At 69.6% G+C, this 14488-nt stretch carries 14 protein-coding genes; 7 read left to right on the top strand and 7 right to left on the bottom strand.

Features of this window, described 5'->3' with window-relative positions; translation table 11 throughout:
* Positions 1–178 precede the first annotated feature (178 nt).
* Positions 179–1087, top strand: a complete 909-nt coding sequence (locus tag MXD62_RS36295; protein WP_248833850.1) for a carbohydrate kinase family protein — start codon at positions 179–181, stop codon at positions 1085–1087.
* A 49-nt stretch (positions 1088–1136) separates the two neighbouring features.
* Here MXD62_RS36295 and MXD62_RS36290 read toward each other — a convergent pair whose 3' ends face one another.
* Positions 1137–1790, bottom strand: coding sequence for a TetR/AcrR family transcriptional regulator (locus MXD62_RS36290; protein ID WP_248833849.1), 654 nt, complete (start codon positions 1788–1790; stop codon positions 1137–1139).
* A gap of 101 nt (positions 1791–1891) precedes the next feature.
* Between MXD62_RS36290 and MXD62_RS36285 the strand changes: the two genes are divergently transcribed.
* The gene (locus tag MXD62_RS36285; RefSeq protein WP_248833848.1) at positions 1892–2554 is read left to right on the top strand and encodes an ester cyclase; all 663 of its coding nucleotides are present in this window, start codon (positions 1892–1894) and stop codon (positions 2552–2554) included.
* 77 nt (positions 2555–2631) lie between these two features.
* On the opposite strand, the gene MXD62_RS36280 is transcribed toward MXD62_RS36285, so the two are convergent.
* Positions 2632–3048 carry a hypothetical protein gene (locus MXD62_RS36280; RefSeq protein ID WP_248833847.1) on the bottom strand — a complete coding sequence of 139 codons (417 nt, stop codon included), beginning with the start codon at positions 3046–3048 and terminating at the stop codon, positions 2632–2634.
* Between the two features lie 273 nt (positions 3049–3321).
* Here MXD62_RS36280 and MXD62_RS36275 point away from each other — a divergent pair, with 273 nt between their 5' ends.
* Positions 3322–4014: an SDR family NAD(P)-dependent oxidoreductase gene (locus MXD62_RS36275; RefSeq protein ID WP_248833846.1), complete on the top strand. Its 693-nt coding sequence runs from the start codon at positions 3322–3324 to the stop codon at positions 4012–4014.
* A 103-nt stretch (positions 4015–4117) separates the two neighbouring features.
* Here MXD62_RS36275 and MXD62_RS36270 read toward each other — a convergent pair whose 3' ends face one another.
* The 3 genes from MXD62_RS36270 to MXD62_RS36260 form a co-directional block, all read right to left on the bottom strand.
* Positions 4118–4621: a hypothetical protein gene (locus MXD62_RS36270; RefSeq protein ID WP_248833845.1), complete on the bottom strand. Its 504-nt coding sequence runs from the start codon at positions 4619–4621 to the stop codon at positions 4118–4120.
* A 235-nt stretch (positions 4622–4856) separates the two neighbouring features.
* On the bottom strand, positions 4857–5681 hold the full coding sequence (locus tag MXD62_RS36265) for an SDR family NAD(P)-dependent oxidoreductase (RefSeq protein WP_308301380.1): 825 nt from the start codon (positions 5679–5681) through the stop codon (positions 4857–4859).
* Complete coding sequence (locus MXD62_RS36260) at positions 5678–5857, bottom strand: hypothetical protein (protein ID WP_248833844.1); 180 nt, start codon at positions 5855–5857, stop codon at positions 5678–5680. Before MXD62_RS36260 ends, MXD62_RS36265 begins: the two co-directional genes overlap by 4 nt.
* Positions 5858–5918: 61 nt before the next feature.
* Here MXD62_RS36260 and MXD62_RS36255 point away from each other — a divergent pair, with 61 nt between their 5' ends.
* Positions 5919–6110, top strand: coding sequence for a hypothetical protein (locus MXD62_RS36255; protein ID WP_248833843.1), 192 nt, complete (start codon positions 5919–5921; stop codon positions 6108–6110).
* A 189-nt stretch (positions 6111–6299) separates the two neighbouring features.
* Here the strand turns inward: MXD62_RS36255 and MXD62_RS36250 are convergent, their stop codons facing one another.
* Complete coding sequence (locus MXD62_RS36250) at positions 6300–9104, bottom strand: GH116 family glycosyl-hydrolase (protein ID WP_248833842.1); 2805 nt, start codon at positions 9102–9104, stop codon at positions 6300–6302.
* Positions 9105–9940: 836 nt separating this feature from the next.
* Between MXD62_RS36250 and MXD62_RS36245 the strand changes: the two genes are divergently transcribed.
* Entirely contained in the window at positions 9941–10567 is a 627-nt protein-coding gene (locus tag MXD62_RS36245) for a TetR/AcrR family transcriptional regulator (protein WP_248833841.1), read from the top strand.
* Positions 10568–11003: 436 nt separating this feature from the next.
* A complete protein-coding gene (locus tag MXD62_RS36235; RefSeq protein WP_248833840.1) occupies positions 11004–11489 on the top strand; it encodes a tetratricopeptide repeat protein in 486 nt (161 codons plus the stop codon).
* Positions 11490–11753: 264 nt separating this feature from the next.
* Here MXD62_RS36235 and MXD62_RS36230 read toward each other — a convergent pair whose 3' ends face one another.
* Complete coding sequence (locus tag MXD62_RS36230; protein ID WP_248833839.1) at positions 11754–11957, bottom strand: hypothetical protein; 204 nt, start codon at positions 11955–11957, stop codon at positions 11754–11756.
* Between the two features lie 197 nt (positions 11958–12154).
* On the opposite strand from MXD62_RS36230, the gene MXD62_RS36225 reads away from it, so the two are divergent.
* Positions 12155–14488, top strand: a 2334-nt coding sequence (locus MXD62_RS36225) for a tetratricopeptide repeat protein (protein WP_248833838.1), incomplete at its 3' end; no start/stop codon positions are given.

Genomic DNA, 14488 nt, shown 5'->3' with positions numbered 1-14488 from the left:
GTCGTCCTGCTCGGCTCGTCGAGCTGGCGGATCGAGGAGATCACCCCGGACCGGGTGCTGGTGACCCCGGCGCCGGGGCGGGCCCCCGGGGGGGGGGGGGGGGGCGGGGGGGCGCCGGGGCGGGCCCGGCGCGCCTGCGCCCCCCCCCCCCACGGACGGGGATGGCAGGCTGGGACCCGTGGCCGCCGTGGTTGTCGCCGGTGTGGTGAACGTCCAGCAGACGATCCCGGTCGAGGGTTTCCCGGTGCACTACAGTCCGGTGCGCTACGCCCACTCCCCGCTGCGCCTCGACGTCGCCGGGGTCGACGGGAACGTCGCGCGAGGCCTGGCGGCGCTGGGCGACGAGGTGCGCCTGGCGACGTTTCTCGCGGACGACGACGCCGGCCGCCTGGCCCGGGACACCCTGGCCCGCGAAGGGCTCGCCGGCCTGGGGGTGCTGCGCGCGGACGCCACCGCCCAGTCCGCGGTTCTCGTCGACCCGGACGGCCGCCGGCAGATCACCACGGACCTGAAAGGCCTGCCCACCGCCCGCTACCCGGCACCGCTGTTCCGCAGGCTGCTCGACGGGGCGCATCTGGCATCGATCTCCACGATCGGGTTCGCCCGCGACCTGCTGCCCGTCGCCACCGCGGCGGACGTTCCGATCGCCGTCGACCTGCAGGCCACCACGGGCCTGGACGACACCTACGCCGCGGACTGGGTCGCGCACGCGTCGATCGTGTTCTGCTCGGCGGAGAACCTCACCGTGGCCCCGGCGGATTTCGCCGGGCAGGTCCTGGCCGGTGGACGGGCCCGGATCGTCGTCGTCGGCCTGGGTGCGCGGGGCTGCCTGCTGGCGGTGGCGGGCCGCGCGCCCCGTATTGTCGCGGCCCGGGCACCGTTCGGAGTGGTCGACACCACCGGCGCCGGCGACGCGCTGTTCGCCGGGTTCCTGCACACCTGGCTGCGGACCGGCGACCCGGATCAGGCCGTCGTCACCGCGGTGCTCGCCGCCGGCTGGGCGGTCGGGTTCCCCGGAACCGGCCGGTACCCCACCAGCGCCGAACTCGACACGCTGGCCGCCGACGTCCCGCATGGTCCGGGATGAGCTCACCGCGTCCGTCCGGACGACGGCACGCCGTCCGCGGCCGGCGGTGTCAGCTCCCGGCGTCGCCCGCCGTGGTGGTGACCTCGTCGCGTAGCACGGTCGCCAGCAACGTGCGGGCCAGCCAGTCCTGGTAGTCGGTGCGGCTCCAGCCGCGCTGGCGCAGCATGTTGTCGACGGCGGGCGAGATGAGCATCCAGACCACGTCACAGGCCGTGTCCACGGACAGGTCGTCGCGGAGCAGGCCGAGGCTCGACCAGTGACGGACCGCGGCCGTCGCCCCCAGCAGCCGTTCCCGGTCGATCGTCGCGGCGAACGCCTCGAGCTCCGGGTCGCCGCCGCGAGTGCTGAGCACGATGTCCAGCAGCTGGCCGATGCGGCCGGCCACGGCGCCGGCCATCGCCGCGTACGCCCGGGCGGAGTCCCGGGCGCCGTCCGCCGCCCGCATCGCCTGTGCCTCCGGTCGGTCCGCGAAACTGATCGGCTCGTCGTCACCGGCGAGGGTGACGTCGTACACCGCCTTGAGCAGGCCGGCTTTTCCCTCGAAGCGCTTGTAGACGGTCTCCTGCGAGACGCCGGCCGCCGCCGCGACCGCCCGGATCGTGGTCCCGGCATAACCGTGGGTCAGGAACGACTCGCGGGCGGCAGCCAGGACGCGCTGCCGGGTCTGTCCCGCGGCCACCTGGCGTGACCGGTTGTCGTACACGCGACCTGCCTCGATGTCCGATGACCATGGAATTCGATACAGCCTACTGTCATCCTTGGATACAGCCAGCTGTACTGAATAAACGGATCGGAGATCACCTCATGGCCACGATCACCACCGCCTCGTGGAACTCGACCACCGTCACCGCCACCGGCGCGTCGGCCAGCGTGGCCGCTCCGGCGGTCGCTCCCGTCATCGTCCGGGCGCCCCGGCCGGCGACCACGGGGCTCGACCGCGGCGTGCTCGTCGACGTGACGGTCCGCCACATCCGCGCGATGGTCGAGGGCGACCTCGACGACTTCATCGCGCTCACCCATCCCCAGGCCGTCAACCGCGAGGCGCTGAGCGAGCCGCCGGCCGCTCGCGGACTCGGCCCCGCCGCGTTCCTCGCCACCGCCCACTGGCTGCGCACGGCGTTCTCGGACATGTCCTTCACGATCGAGGAGATCCTGGTCGAGGGAGATCTCGTCGTGACCCACGGGACCATGTCGGGCCGCCACACCGGCGACCTGGTGGTATGGACGCCGAACGGCGAGGTAGAACGCGCCTTCGCGCCCACCGGCCGCTCGTTCACCGTCAACCACGCCCACTTCCTGCGGTTCCGCGACGGCCTGGTCGTCGAACACTGGGCGGTGCGCGACGACCAGGGACTGGCCCTGCAGGCCGGCTGGATCCCGCCGACTCCGGCGTTCCTGCTGCGCTGCGCGATAGCCACCCGGCGGGCCCGGCGCGCCGCGAAGGCCGCCGGCACCGGCCGCGCCTGACGCCCCCAGCAGTCGGCGCCGCGCCGGTCGCGCGGCCTCGCGGCGGACCCGGCCGGCGACGAGCATCCGCGGCCGGGTCAGACCGAGGAGTAGGCGTCCCAGGCGTCGAGGGCGGCTTGGAGCCGTCGGGTGAAGGCCGCGTCGAGGCCCTGGCGGCCGGCGATGTGCCGCAGGTAGTCCTCGGCGCCCTGCAGCAGCCCGGATTCGGGATGGGTGAGGATGATGCCGCCCTGGCTGCCGTACTTCTCGATGTGGCTCCACGAGTCGATGTCCGGACCGCCGTCGGCCACGGGGAGATGGCCCTCGACGAACTGGTCCTCACGGTTGTGGCACCCCCAGGTGAAATCGTGGAGGGCGCAGGCCGGGCAGGCGATCGTCCCGACCATCAGGGGGAATCGGCGGACCCATTCCCGGTCGAGGGCGTAGGCGTCCGAGTCCGGGGGGATCGTTCGGCGGCACAGGCAGCAGGCGAGGAGGAAGCGGGGGCGCGTCACCTGGCCTCCAGGGATCTCTAGCTACTCGACAGGTCGGGTCGTCAGTCACGGCCGTCGCCCAGCGCTCCGGCGTAACTGATCTTTGCGGCTCAGAGACAGCATGCCGGCGATATCGGCGGATGCGCCCCGATGTCCACACACAGACCACAGGTTCGCCACTGTTTTCCGCATGGTGGAGGTCTCCGCCAAGTTTGGATCATGCTCCTTGTGGTTCGGTCTCCTTGCGCGGCAGTCCCGGCTGGCGCGTCGTCTCCGCGGGGTGGTCCGTGACCGGTGTCTCGCCGTCGTAGATCCGGCGCCGCGGTCGTCGTCGCCGGCCGCCACCTCGACGCGCTGAGCTCCACGGTGAAAAGCATCGAGAACCTCGGCGGGCGCGCCGCGGCCATCCCCGCCGACGTCACCGTCGCCGAGGACGTCGCCACCCTGGTGCGGGCCACCACCGACCGGTTCGGCGGCCTGCACGTCGCGGTCAACAACGCCGGCCTGGTCGGCCCGCCGGCACCGGTGGCCGACCTGCCGATCGATGCCTGGAACACCGTGGTGGGCACCAACCTCACCGGCGTCTGGCTGTCCCTGAAATACGAGGTCGCGCACATGCGGGACAACGGCAGCGGCACCATCGTCAACGTCGCCTCGAACATCGGCGTCCACGGCCGCCGACCGGGACTGGCCGCCTACGCCGCCAGCAAGGCCGCGGTCAGCGTGCTGTCCCGGGCCGCGGCCCGCGACCACATCGCCGACAATGTCCGGATCAACGCGGTGAGCCCGGGTGCCACCGACACCGAGCTCTCCCTGCGCCCCGGCGAGTCGGTCGCCGACCGCGACACCCGGATACGCGGCACCGTCCCGGCGGGCCGGGTCGCCGACACGTCGGAGATCGCGACCGCGATCCTGTGGCTGGCCAGCGACGAGGCCCGCTACGTCGTGGGCACCGACCTCGTCATCGACGGCGGAACCACAGCCTGAGCCCGACCCCTTGGACGTCCGAGCAGCACGATAGCCGGGCCGGCCGAGCGGAGCACGTCCACGGTGTCTGGAGACAGAAGGCGATCAGGTGGGTGGTCGGCGTTCACTCTGCCGGGCGCCAGGTGCCGGGGTCGTCGGGGTCGATGCCGGCCCATCGCAGGGCGGCGAGGTCCAATGCGAGCAGATCGCCGGGTTCCGCACCGCGGAGGAGCTCCTTGTAGGCGCGGAACGCCAGGTCCGCGGCCAGGCGCTCAGCCTCGTCGCCCCGTATCCGCCGGCCGGCCAGCAGCCGCTGTTCCACCTCGTCGGCGAGCAGCAGCGTGGCGTGCTCCGCTTCGAAGGTTCGGCGTTGCTCGCGGTGTTCCCGCTGACTCCTGCGGGCGGCCGTCTCGGCGAACAGCTCGGCCATCCAGCCCGGCGGTTCGCTGGTCATCGCCCGCCACGACCGCGCCTGCGCGACGGTCAGCGGCCCGTCGACGCCCGCCCGCCGCATCGCGTCGGCCACCGTGCGGATCGGGATGGCGAGGATCTGCGCGACCGGGATCGGGCAGCGGGCACGATCGGCTCGGCGCTGCGCGGGGGTCCGTCCCGATGTCGCCACGGTCAACGCCTCACTTCTTCGGACTCCTCCTGCCGGGGCTGGCGGATGGCCGCCGGCCTTCAAGTACACAACGGCAGGACGACCTGACGAAGGACGTTGATGATGTTCCTGCCGCAGGCGGCGGAAGGTCCGCGAGCGCCCGGCGCAACCGCGCGATCTCCAAACCAGGGCTTTCAGGTGTATGCCCGTCCGTCCGCGTCGACTCCGCTGCGTGGGATTCGGATCAGCGGTCAGCCGGCAGTCACGGCCATTCGCCATTCTCGGTGAGTCGCTTGTAGCGCTGCTGTCGGCGTCGGGCGTCCCGCATCAGCGTCGGCACCGCGGGCGCGGAGAGGCGAGGGAAGAGATCCACGAAGCGCATCATCGGACCCCGCCGGCGCGGCACGATCGTCACCGGGCGGGGGCGCTCGGTGAGGCGGCCGACCACGCGGCCGATCACGTCGGCGGTGAGCGGTGGAGCGGTGAAGGAGGCCGCGGCTTCGGGATCGTCGATGCGGTTCCCCACCAGCGGGGTCCACACGCCGCTGGGGCAGACCGCGCAGATGTCGATGCCGCGGTGGCCGCCGCGCCGCAGGTCGAAAAGCGTGCTGAGACTGAAGGCCATCGCCGCGTGCTTGCTCGCCGCGTAGACCGCCTGCCCGGGCGTCGCCACGATCCCCGCGAGCGAGACCACGTTGATCACTTGACCCCGCCCCGCCGGGACCATGTGAGCCAGAGCGGCGATCGCGCCGTTGATCGTCCCGGTCGCGTTGACGGCGAGAACACGCGCGTTGCTGGCGTCGTCGACCTCCCAGACGTATCCCACGGCAAGTACGCCGGCGTTGTTGACCCACAGGTCGAGGTGACCGTGCTCGGCGACGATCGCGTCGGCAAGCGCGCGGCTTGCACTCGCGTCGGTGACGTCGAGCACCGCCGCGCGGCACTCGGAACCGAGGCCCTCGATCACCGGCTCGGCGATGCCGAGTTCGACGTCGGTCACCCAGACCGCGAAGCCGCGTCGTGCCAGCTCTGCCGTGATGGCCCTTCCGAGCCCACCCCCCGCCCCGGTGACGACCGCAGTCTTTATCGGCTGCCTCCGGAGGCGGCGACGGAGATCCAGATGATCGCGCCGGTGACGGTGAGCACGGCGCCGGTGACGATGTCGGCGATCGCGAAGCTGTTCGCTACGCGCGCCCTGCGGTTTTGGACCGGCGCGATGATTCCGACCTTGTCGGCCGATTTGGAACCGATGGTCTGCTTCATGTCTCGCCCCTTCCCACCAGTCGCCTCGAAGGGGAGGCTACGCCGGCCCAATGGATGCCTTGTGGACAACGAGTGGACGCCGTCACGGGCACCGGTTGATTTCCTTCAGCAGCTCCTCGGCACGGGAGGCGAACAGCTGCGCCTCGCACTCGACCACATCCCTGAGACCTGGCCACCGTGGCCCGCGACGAACTCACCCGCGCAGGGCCTGCCCCTGCCGGTTGTCCAGGCCGAACTGACCGCTATTCCATGATCCAGAGCGATGGGCGTGCCTTCTCGCCTTTCCCGCGGGATACCTGCTTGGCCGAGATGGCACGCGGTCATCGTTGACGTGATGAGGTCCGGGTTGAGTGGTCGCACCGTCAGTCTCTGATCTGTCTGTGTCCGGATCGCCCTACCAGGCCGGCGTGGGCTCCGGCCTGGTGGGCAGGATCAACTGGCGTCAGGACGGTTTCTTCACCGCGATTGCGCTGACCGCGTCGTAGAGCGACCAGACAGAGCGGGTTCGCGTGTATCCCGGAAACCTGGAGATATGGTGGTCATCCACGAACCAGCTCTCGGGGGTTGCGAAGGCGTAACCGTTGTTCTCGATGTCGTAGATCTGGACCGCGCACCCCTCACCGAGCTTCAACGCCTTTTCCGTGATGCCCTTGTCCTTGACCTTGGCGCCGATTCGGAATGCTCCCGCGGCGGCCAGGAAGGCGATACCCGGGATCACTTCGTTGATTTCTGTGGTCCTCAGTGAACTAGGGTAGATACTGAAATCCGGCTTGAGGATGATCGGACCACCCATCAGGTTCCCCTCGGGATCCCTGAACCGGATGAATGAATCCAGGGTGTTCTTCAGGTGAGTACGGGCGTGGTTCAGATCGACGACGTCAGGTAGGCCGAGCTCCATCGCGACGAGCTGACCGGCGAAGGACTCGAGCCAGATGGAGTCCGGCGGTGGCACCGGCTTGAAACGGCCCCTGATCGTACCGGAACGATCGCCGATCCCGCCGGTGCCGTCGCAGTAGCGGTATCGACCGGTGGCCGGGTTCCAGAAGATCCTCTCAAATTCCTCCTTCGCCGCCGCCAGCTCCTCGTCGAGTTCCTTCTGCATCTCGGGCGTGGCCTCGTCGACACCGAGTCGGGCAGCCTGGGGCGTCAGCGTCGAGAGGATTTGAAGCGACAGCAGATACAGCCCGCAGTTGTAGATTCCGTGACCGTTCACGACGGCCTGATCCATGGTGTTCGGCGGGTTGTTGGATGCCGGGTCCGCCGGCAGGTGAGAGCCGGTCGGACGGAAGAACTGCGAGTATTTCAACGCCTTCAGCATCGGCGCGTATCCGTATTCCAGCAGATCGTCGTCGTCGTAGAACTTGATCAGTGCGTACGTTCGGTAGATGAGCTTGTGCGGGCAGTCACGAAAGGGATCTCCGGCTTCGTCCGCGAACAGATCACCAAGATCCGTGGCAGGCGGAGCGGGCGGATTTCCCGCTGTGGGCGGCTTGGAGAACTGGAGATTCTGGAACGACGCCGTCTGGGTGATGTAAGGTCCTGAACTTCTGAAGGTCTGCTGAATCACGCGCCCGATTCCCAGCGGATTCTGCCTGACCATCTGGAGTAGCGGGCGAACACGGCCCAGCTCCATGCTGCGGAACAGCTTCGCGAAGACGAGGTAGCCGGAGCTGTCCATGTCGACTTCGTTCGTCTGTGCTCCACCGCCCCCGCCATCGGTGTGAAAATAGATGTGGGTTTCCGGGATCGCGGATCCCAGACGGGGCGAGGTTCCCTCCTCGGCACTCATCGGCATCGTGTTGCTGACGAGCCCGGACTCCCAGAACGAGCCGTTGAAGATCATGTGATACAGCTCGTTCAGAGACGCCTTGCGTAGCCACGCCGGAACCTGTGGATTCTCGGCGATCGGCTTCCACCACGACTCGACGACGGCGAGAGAGTCATCGTACCGGGCCAGCTCCTTCCGCGCGATGGTGAAACCCTGCCTGAAGGGATACGAGTCCTGGAGGTAGTCGTTGGTCCGGGATGTCTTTCCACCGAGGAACGCCGTGTACCGACGCATCCAGACGGCCCTCGTCGTCGCGTCTTCCCCGTCGTAATAGACCTGCGGGAAATCCCAGGAAAGGGCGAAGCGAACAGTCTGTGTCTGGTCGGGCTCCAGGGTGAGCGCCACGGCAACCGCGCCGGCCGAGGCCGACTGGTCGATGTCGCCGTTAGGCAGCTTCCCGTCCGCGTCAGCTGCGGAGAACGGGGCGTAGATGTCGCTCCCGTCGCCCGATCCGTCCCATGAGGTGCAGTAGGTGAGCGTCTGCCCGGCGAACGGATGCGCGGCGATGGTCCACTCTGACGTCACGGTGTCCGGCGTGTTCTCCGGGGAGTCCGAGCCGAGGGTCACCCCGCCTATACCCGACGCGGAATCGCGATCGAACCTGCTGTAGAGACCAGTCCGTACCGAACCCGTGGCGAAGGCCGGGGCGTTGGGGAACGTCAGCATGACCGAAAGCTTGATCGGCTTCTCGGTGGGATTGTTCAGCAGCATGTCGAAGAACGCCACCGGCATCGACGTGCGCTCGTCCTCATTGGCCACGATCGGCGACCAGATCTTGGTGGAGACCTTCGACTGGAAGCCGTTGTAGGTCATGTACCCGAACGGGAAGAGTACAGCGTAGCTGCCGTCCCCGGGCTTCAGTGTGTCCCAGGCGGGCAGGACGTCGCCGAAAGTGCGGTCAGGGGCGGTGTTGGTGTGCGGCACGGCCAGTGTCCTGACCGACACACCCCCACCGCCTCCGACGACCTCCTCCCGTATGTGGAACGCCGCCTGCGTGAGGGTGCGCATCTCCCAGAATTCCGTGGTCGGCTGCCCGCCCATGTTCCACGGCCCGAACGTCCCGCACTGGTTGAGCATGAAAGAGCCGCCGCCGACGCCCCCGAGCGGGAGGCCCAGACCGGGTACGGACAGGCCCGCCCCCACACTGCGGAAGACGGGGTTCGGGACTCCTGTCCTGCACTGCTGATCCCCGAGCGCGTTGCAGGATCCCACCGGCACCGCGCCGAGCTTGCGTACGTATGCAGCCTCGGGCACAGGGTGAACGACCGGCTTCACTGCGGCCGCGGGTTCGCTTCCGGTGCAGGCAGCAAGCGCACCGCCGAACGCCGCCAGGCCGGCCGCCGCAGCTGTGCCGCGCACGAAGGTCCTGCGCGAGACGCCACCGCCACTGTGTGCGCCGGATAATTCTCTCTCACCCATCACGCCGCCCTTCCGAAGGTGAAGTTCGTCTGTTGGTGCGAGGCCCGGCAAGGCGGTGCGAAGATGACCTCGCCGGGCTGGTGTCACGACGTGGCCGCCGAGGAACAGGCGCCGCCGTCGGGGCTGAACTGGTTCCACGCCCCGAGCACACCGTCGAAGCTCCGCCGTGGAGCAACGGTGTCGTGCCATGTGGCGAGGGCCTAGGACGGTCGCGGCACAACCGACGTCCCGGGAATGTCAGATACTCCCCGCGGGACGGTGCGCATCTCCCAAAAGTCCGACGACCGCGAACGCCCTGGTCCACGGCTCGGAGGGCCCCGACAGGTTATGGCGGAGCCAACCGACACCGCTGGGCGGAATGCCCTGACCGGGCACGCTCAGGCCTGCGAGCGCATACAGGCCCCTCCGCACGCCAGTGGCGCACACCCGGTCGCCCATCGCACTGGCAGGGCCGGCCCTCACGAAGCCCCAGACGCGGACATACGCCGTCTCTCAAACACTCAGGCCTCCGTCGGCCCTTGTCGGCCCCCGGAACCACCGCGATGGGCGCGAACCCGCCGAACGCCTCTGCGGTGCCGAACCGGCGACGGGCATGGCACTCCCGAGGATGACCACCCTGTGCGGAAGACCTCGCCAGCGCCCGCCGCAACCCCTCTGGGATCTTCCGGTGGTTCCATAGCAGTCCCCAGCTCCACGTTCGCTACATCACGTCACCAGCCTGAGCCGTCTCAGGGGCCGCTCGTCGTCCGCCGGGAAGCCGAACCACATCTTCCTGACAGGTCTGTATGGTTATTCGGAGGTCGCGCCTTGTCAAGCCCATCGGGAGTGCCCGACTGATGCCACCGAAGAAGGGAACGCCGAACCGCCGCGGGGTCGCCCGGCGGGAGCAGATCCTCGACGCAGCCGTCGAGCTGTTCGCCCGGTACGGCTACCGCGGGACCGGGCTCCTCGAGCTGGCCGAGCGCATCGGCATCAGCCACAGCGGGATCCTCCACCACTTCGGCACCAAGGAGGATCTGCTCCGCGCCGTCATGGTCCGGCGCGACGCACTCGTGGACCAGGCGGCGACCGACTACGCGGGCAAGGGCATCTTCGGCGCCCAGGACCTTCAGACCCCAACCGAACCCGACATCGTCATCCGACTGGTGACCGTCCTGCGGGCGGAGAACCTCGACCCAGAGGACCCCCTGCACGACTACTTCGACCAGCGCGACCAGCAGACCCGCGGCCTCATCGCCGACGAGATCCGGCGAGGACAGCAACGCGGCGAGATCCGCAGCGACATCGACGCCGCGGCGAAAGCCACCGAGATCGTCGCCGTCGCCCTCGGGATCGAAACCCAGTGGTTGCTCAACCCCACCCTCATCGACCGATCCGCGATCCTCCGCTCCTACCTGCGGGCCCTCCGCGACGACCTCACCCGCCCGGACGCACCCCGACAGCAGACAGAGACGCCGAAGTAAGTCCGGCCCATCCGCGGCTTCGGCGGCACCCGGGGACGAGCGCTCGTTGCACCACCCCTGATGAACGACGGTTGTGCAGACGAGGCCGACGGGCCGCCTCGATCTCCCGCCGGAAACGGCGGCGGTACTCCTGGTCCCCGGCCCGATCCGGCCTGATCACCTTGATCGCGACCGGCCGCCCCCGCCGGTCGCGCACGTAGTAGACAGCGCCCATCCCGCCCACGCCCAGCCGGCTCAACAGAACGCACGGGCCGATGACAGTCGGCTCGTGCGGCAGCAGGGGGTCCCCGGGGGACGATCACCCCGGCCGCCGGAACCGTGCGCCCCTCCGGGTACGGCACCATGCCAGACGACTGTGTCAGCCTCTGACCCACCCGGTGGGTGAGCCCGCCGCCGGGCCGCGACGCGGCGGCGATGGCGCGAGATCGAACTCCAGGTGCAGGGCGGCCCGGACCACCCCGAAACCCTCACCACACGAGGTAACCTCGCCTGTTTGCAGGGCGAGGCGGGAGATCCCGCCGGCGCCGCGACCGCGTTCGACCAACTATTCGCCGATATGGTGAGGGTACTCGGCCCCGACCACCCGAACACCCTCACCACCCGGCATGAGATCGCCCGCTGGAGGGGTCAGGCGGGAGACCCCGCCAGCGCCGCAGCCGCGTTCGACCAACTGCTCGCCGACCAGTTGCGGAAGCTTGGCCCCGATCACCCCTACACCTTCGCCACCCGGTACAACCTCGCCTATTTGCAGGGCGAGGCGGGAGATCCCGCCGGCGCCGCGACCGCGTTCGACCAGCTGCTCGCCGATATGGTGCGGGTACTGGGCCCCAACGACCCCGCCATCCTCACCACTCGAAACAAACTCGCCCGTCTGCGGGGCCAGGTGGGAGATCCCGACGGCGCCGTGGCCGCGTTTGACTAGCTGATCGTCGACCAGTTATGGGTACTCGGTCCCGACCACCCCGCCATCCTCACCACCCGAAACGACCTCGCCTACTGACGGGGCTGAGTGGGGGATCCCGGCAGAACCGACCCTGATGCCAGGGATGGAGACACTTCTCGTCTCCCAGGCCGGCAGAGGGTCGGGCCCGGACTTGCCCCATCCAGGATTTCAAAGATTGTAGAGAGCGTACGGACTCATCAACATCATTAAATATCGTGAGAGTGGGCTGATGGCAGGACCGATCTACAGCCCTCCCGCGGCGACGACGAGTCCGATGACGGCCAGGAGCACGCCGGCGACGGCGAGTCCGGCGCGACCGCCGGCACGGGCGGCGGCGGGCCAGGTAGCACCGTCGGCGTAGTGCAGGACAGCGTTGGCCAGGCCAGCGAGGGCGCAGGCGACGACGAGCAGTGCCGCGGCGAGCAGGACGGTCGTGGGGATGTACACCGGGGTTCTCCTTCGGCCCGCACCGCCCGGGTGGCGGTGCTGCCCCGCAAGTGAGCGGTTCCGGACGGTTCTCCGGCGAATCACTGGTGTCCGGGCACTCATCCGATCGGGTCATGACCGTGGCGAGATCCTGCGTCGGAAGATAATCCGGAGGGTTTACGGTCCGGAACCGGAACCAGTAGCAGCCGGGGGTGTGTGTGCCGGACGACGCGACAGCCACTTACACCGCGGCGCTGCGCGCCCTCTGGGAGGCCGCACGCCGCCCCACCGGGGCGACGATCAGGAAGCAGGCCGCCGCGCAGACACCGCCACTGAAAGTGACCGCGCAGTCGTTCAGCGACTGGCTGAACGGCAAGAACGTCCCCTCCGACCCCCGCGTGGGCATGTTCCTGCTCGCCTACCTTCGCGGCCGCATACCGAAGACCTCCAACCATGTACCTGCCCTGGATGCCTGGTGGGAGACAATCCGCCGCCAGGCGGTGGAGCAACGCCGGGCCGGGCCAGGTCGTGGGGGCAGGCCCGCACGCCCTCGCCCGCCCGCGGCATTCTCCCTCGGGGGAGAGCGCCATCGGGTGGGCATGCCGCCACGGATCGCGGACTGTTTCCAACACCGGCCCGTCGCCGACAAGCTCGACCGTGCAGTCTCCGGCGGGGGGACGGCGGTGCTGGCCGGTATGGGTGGGGTCGGCAAAACCCAGCTTGCCGCCCATTACGCCCACCAGGCCTGGAATTCAGGGGCGGTGGACGTACTGATGTGGGTGAACGCGGGTAGCCGGGAAGCGATCCAGACCGTCTACGCCCGCGCCGCCGCGCGGATCTGCGGCGCTGACCTCACTGACCCCGCCGCAGCCGCGGAGACACTGCTGGGCTGGCTGGCCGACACCAACGCGCGGTGGCTGGTCATCCTCGATGATCTGGCCGACCCCCCCGACCTCGCAGGCCTGTGGCCCCCGACCCAGCCGAACGGGCGGGTGCTCGTCACCACCCGCCGCCACGACCCCGTCCTCCTCGGCCCCGGCCGCCACCGCGTGACCATCGGCCTGTTCACCAAAACTGAAGCCGTCGCCTACCTCAGCGCCGCTCTGGCCGCCCACGGCCGGCACGACACCCCCGACCAAATCGCCGGGGTCGCCGCCGATCTGGGATATCTCCCCATCGCGCTCGCCCAGGCCGCCGCCTATATCACCGAATCCCGCCACCTCAACTGCGTCACCTACCGCCAGCGGCTCACCGACCGCACCCGCACCCTCAAAGAACTGGCCCCCCGCAGTCGCCCCGACGACCAGCCCGTCGCCGTATATGCCGCCTGGTCACTGTCCTTGGAACGCGCCAACCAGTGCCGCCCCGTCGGCCTGGCCGTCCCGATGCTCGAACTCGCCGCCGTCCTCGACCCCAACGGCATCCCCGAAACCGTTCTCACCAGCCCCCCGGTCCTGGCCTACCTCACCACCCACCGCACCCCTCACCGGCCCACTGGCCAGGACGCCCCCATTACCCGGGAGGTCGACGCCGACGACGCCCGAGACACCCTCGATACCCTGTGCCTGCTCAGCCTGGCTGACTACACCCCCGCCAACCCCGGCCAGGCCATCCGCGTCCACCAGCTCATCCAACGCGCCGTCCGCGACACCCACCCCCCCGCCGACACCCTCGCTCGCACCGCGGCCGATGCCCTCCTACACGCCTGGCCCGACATCGACCGCGCCAGCCCTCTCACCCAAGCGCTGCGCGCCAACACCGCCACCCTGCACACCGTCACCGGCGACGCTCTCTGGCATCCCGACTCCCACCCTGTGCTCACCCGCGCCGGAGAAAGCCTCGGCAATACCGGCCTGGTTCGTGCCGCCGCCGACCACTACAAGCAACTGCACAACCTCGCCCACCAACGCCACAGCCCCGACCACCCCGACACCCTGGCGATCCGGGCCAACCTCGCCCGTTGGGAAGGCCGGGCGGGGGATGCGGCTGGCGCTGCGGCTACCTTTACTCAACTGCTGGACGACATGGTGCGGGTGTTCGGCCCTGACCACCCCGATACTCTCACCAGCCGCTACAACCTCGCCCGTTGGCGGGGCTACTCCGGGGATCCGGTCGGCGCCGTGGCCGCCTCCGCCCAACTGCTGGACGACCAGCTTCGGGTGCTCGGCCCTGACCACCCCGGCACCCTGGCCACCCGATCCAACCTCGCCCGGTGGCGGGGGGAGGCGGGAAATGCGGCCGGCGCTGCGGCCGGCTTCGCCCACCTGCTGGGCGACATGGTGCGGGTACTCGGCCCCGACCATCCGCACACCCTCACCACCCGATCCAACCTCGCTGCCTGGCAGGGGGAGGCGGGAGATGCAGCCGGCGCCGCGGCCGCAGCCGAAGACCTACTCGCCCACCAATTGCGGGTGCTCGGCCCTGACCACCCCGATACTCTCACCATCCGATCCAACCTCGCCCGGTGGCGGGGGAAGGCGGGAAATGCGGCCGGCGCTGCGGCCGGCTTCGCCCACCTGCTGGGCGACATGGTGCGGGTACTCGGCCCCGAC

It is taken from the genome of Frankia sp. Mgl5, assembly GCF_023242985.1.
GTDB classification, from domain to species: Bacteria; Actinomycetota; Actinomycetes; order Frankiales; family Frankiaceae; genus Parafrankia; species Parafrankia soli.
The sequence above is the reverse complement of the archived record's forward strand: the minus strand, read 5'-3'. Positions and strand labels throughout refer to the sequence as shown.

What these genes read in the sequence shown, in the direction of transcription:
- MXD62_RS36285 (WP_248833848.1), top strand. Translation starts at nt 1,892, where the DNA reads ATGGCCACGATCACCACCGCCTCGTGGAACTCGACCACCGTCACCGCC.
- MXD62_RS36260 (WP_248833844.1), bottom strand. Translation starts at nt 5,857, where the DNA reads ATGAAGCAGACCATCGGTTCCAAATCGGCCGACAAGGTCGGAATCATC.
- MXD62_RS36245 (WP_248833841.1), top strand. Translation starts at nt 9,941, where the DNA reads ATGCCACCGAAGAAGGGAACGCCGAACCGCCGCGGGGTCGCCCGGCGG.
- MXD62_RS36250 (WP_248833842.1), bottom strand. Translation starts at nt 9,104, where the DNA reads ATGGGTGAGAGAGAATTATCCGGCGCACACAGTGGCGGTGGCGTCTCG.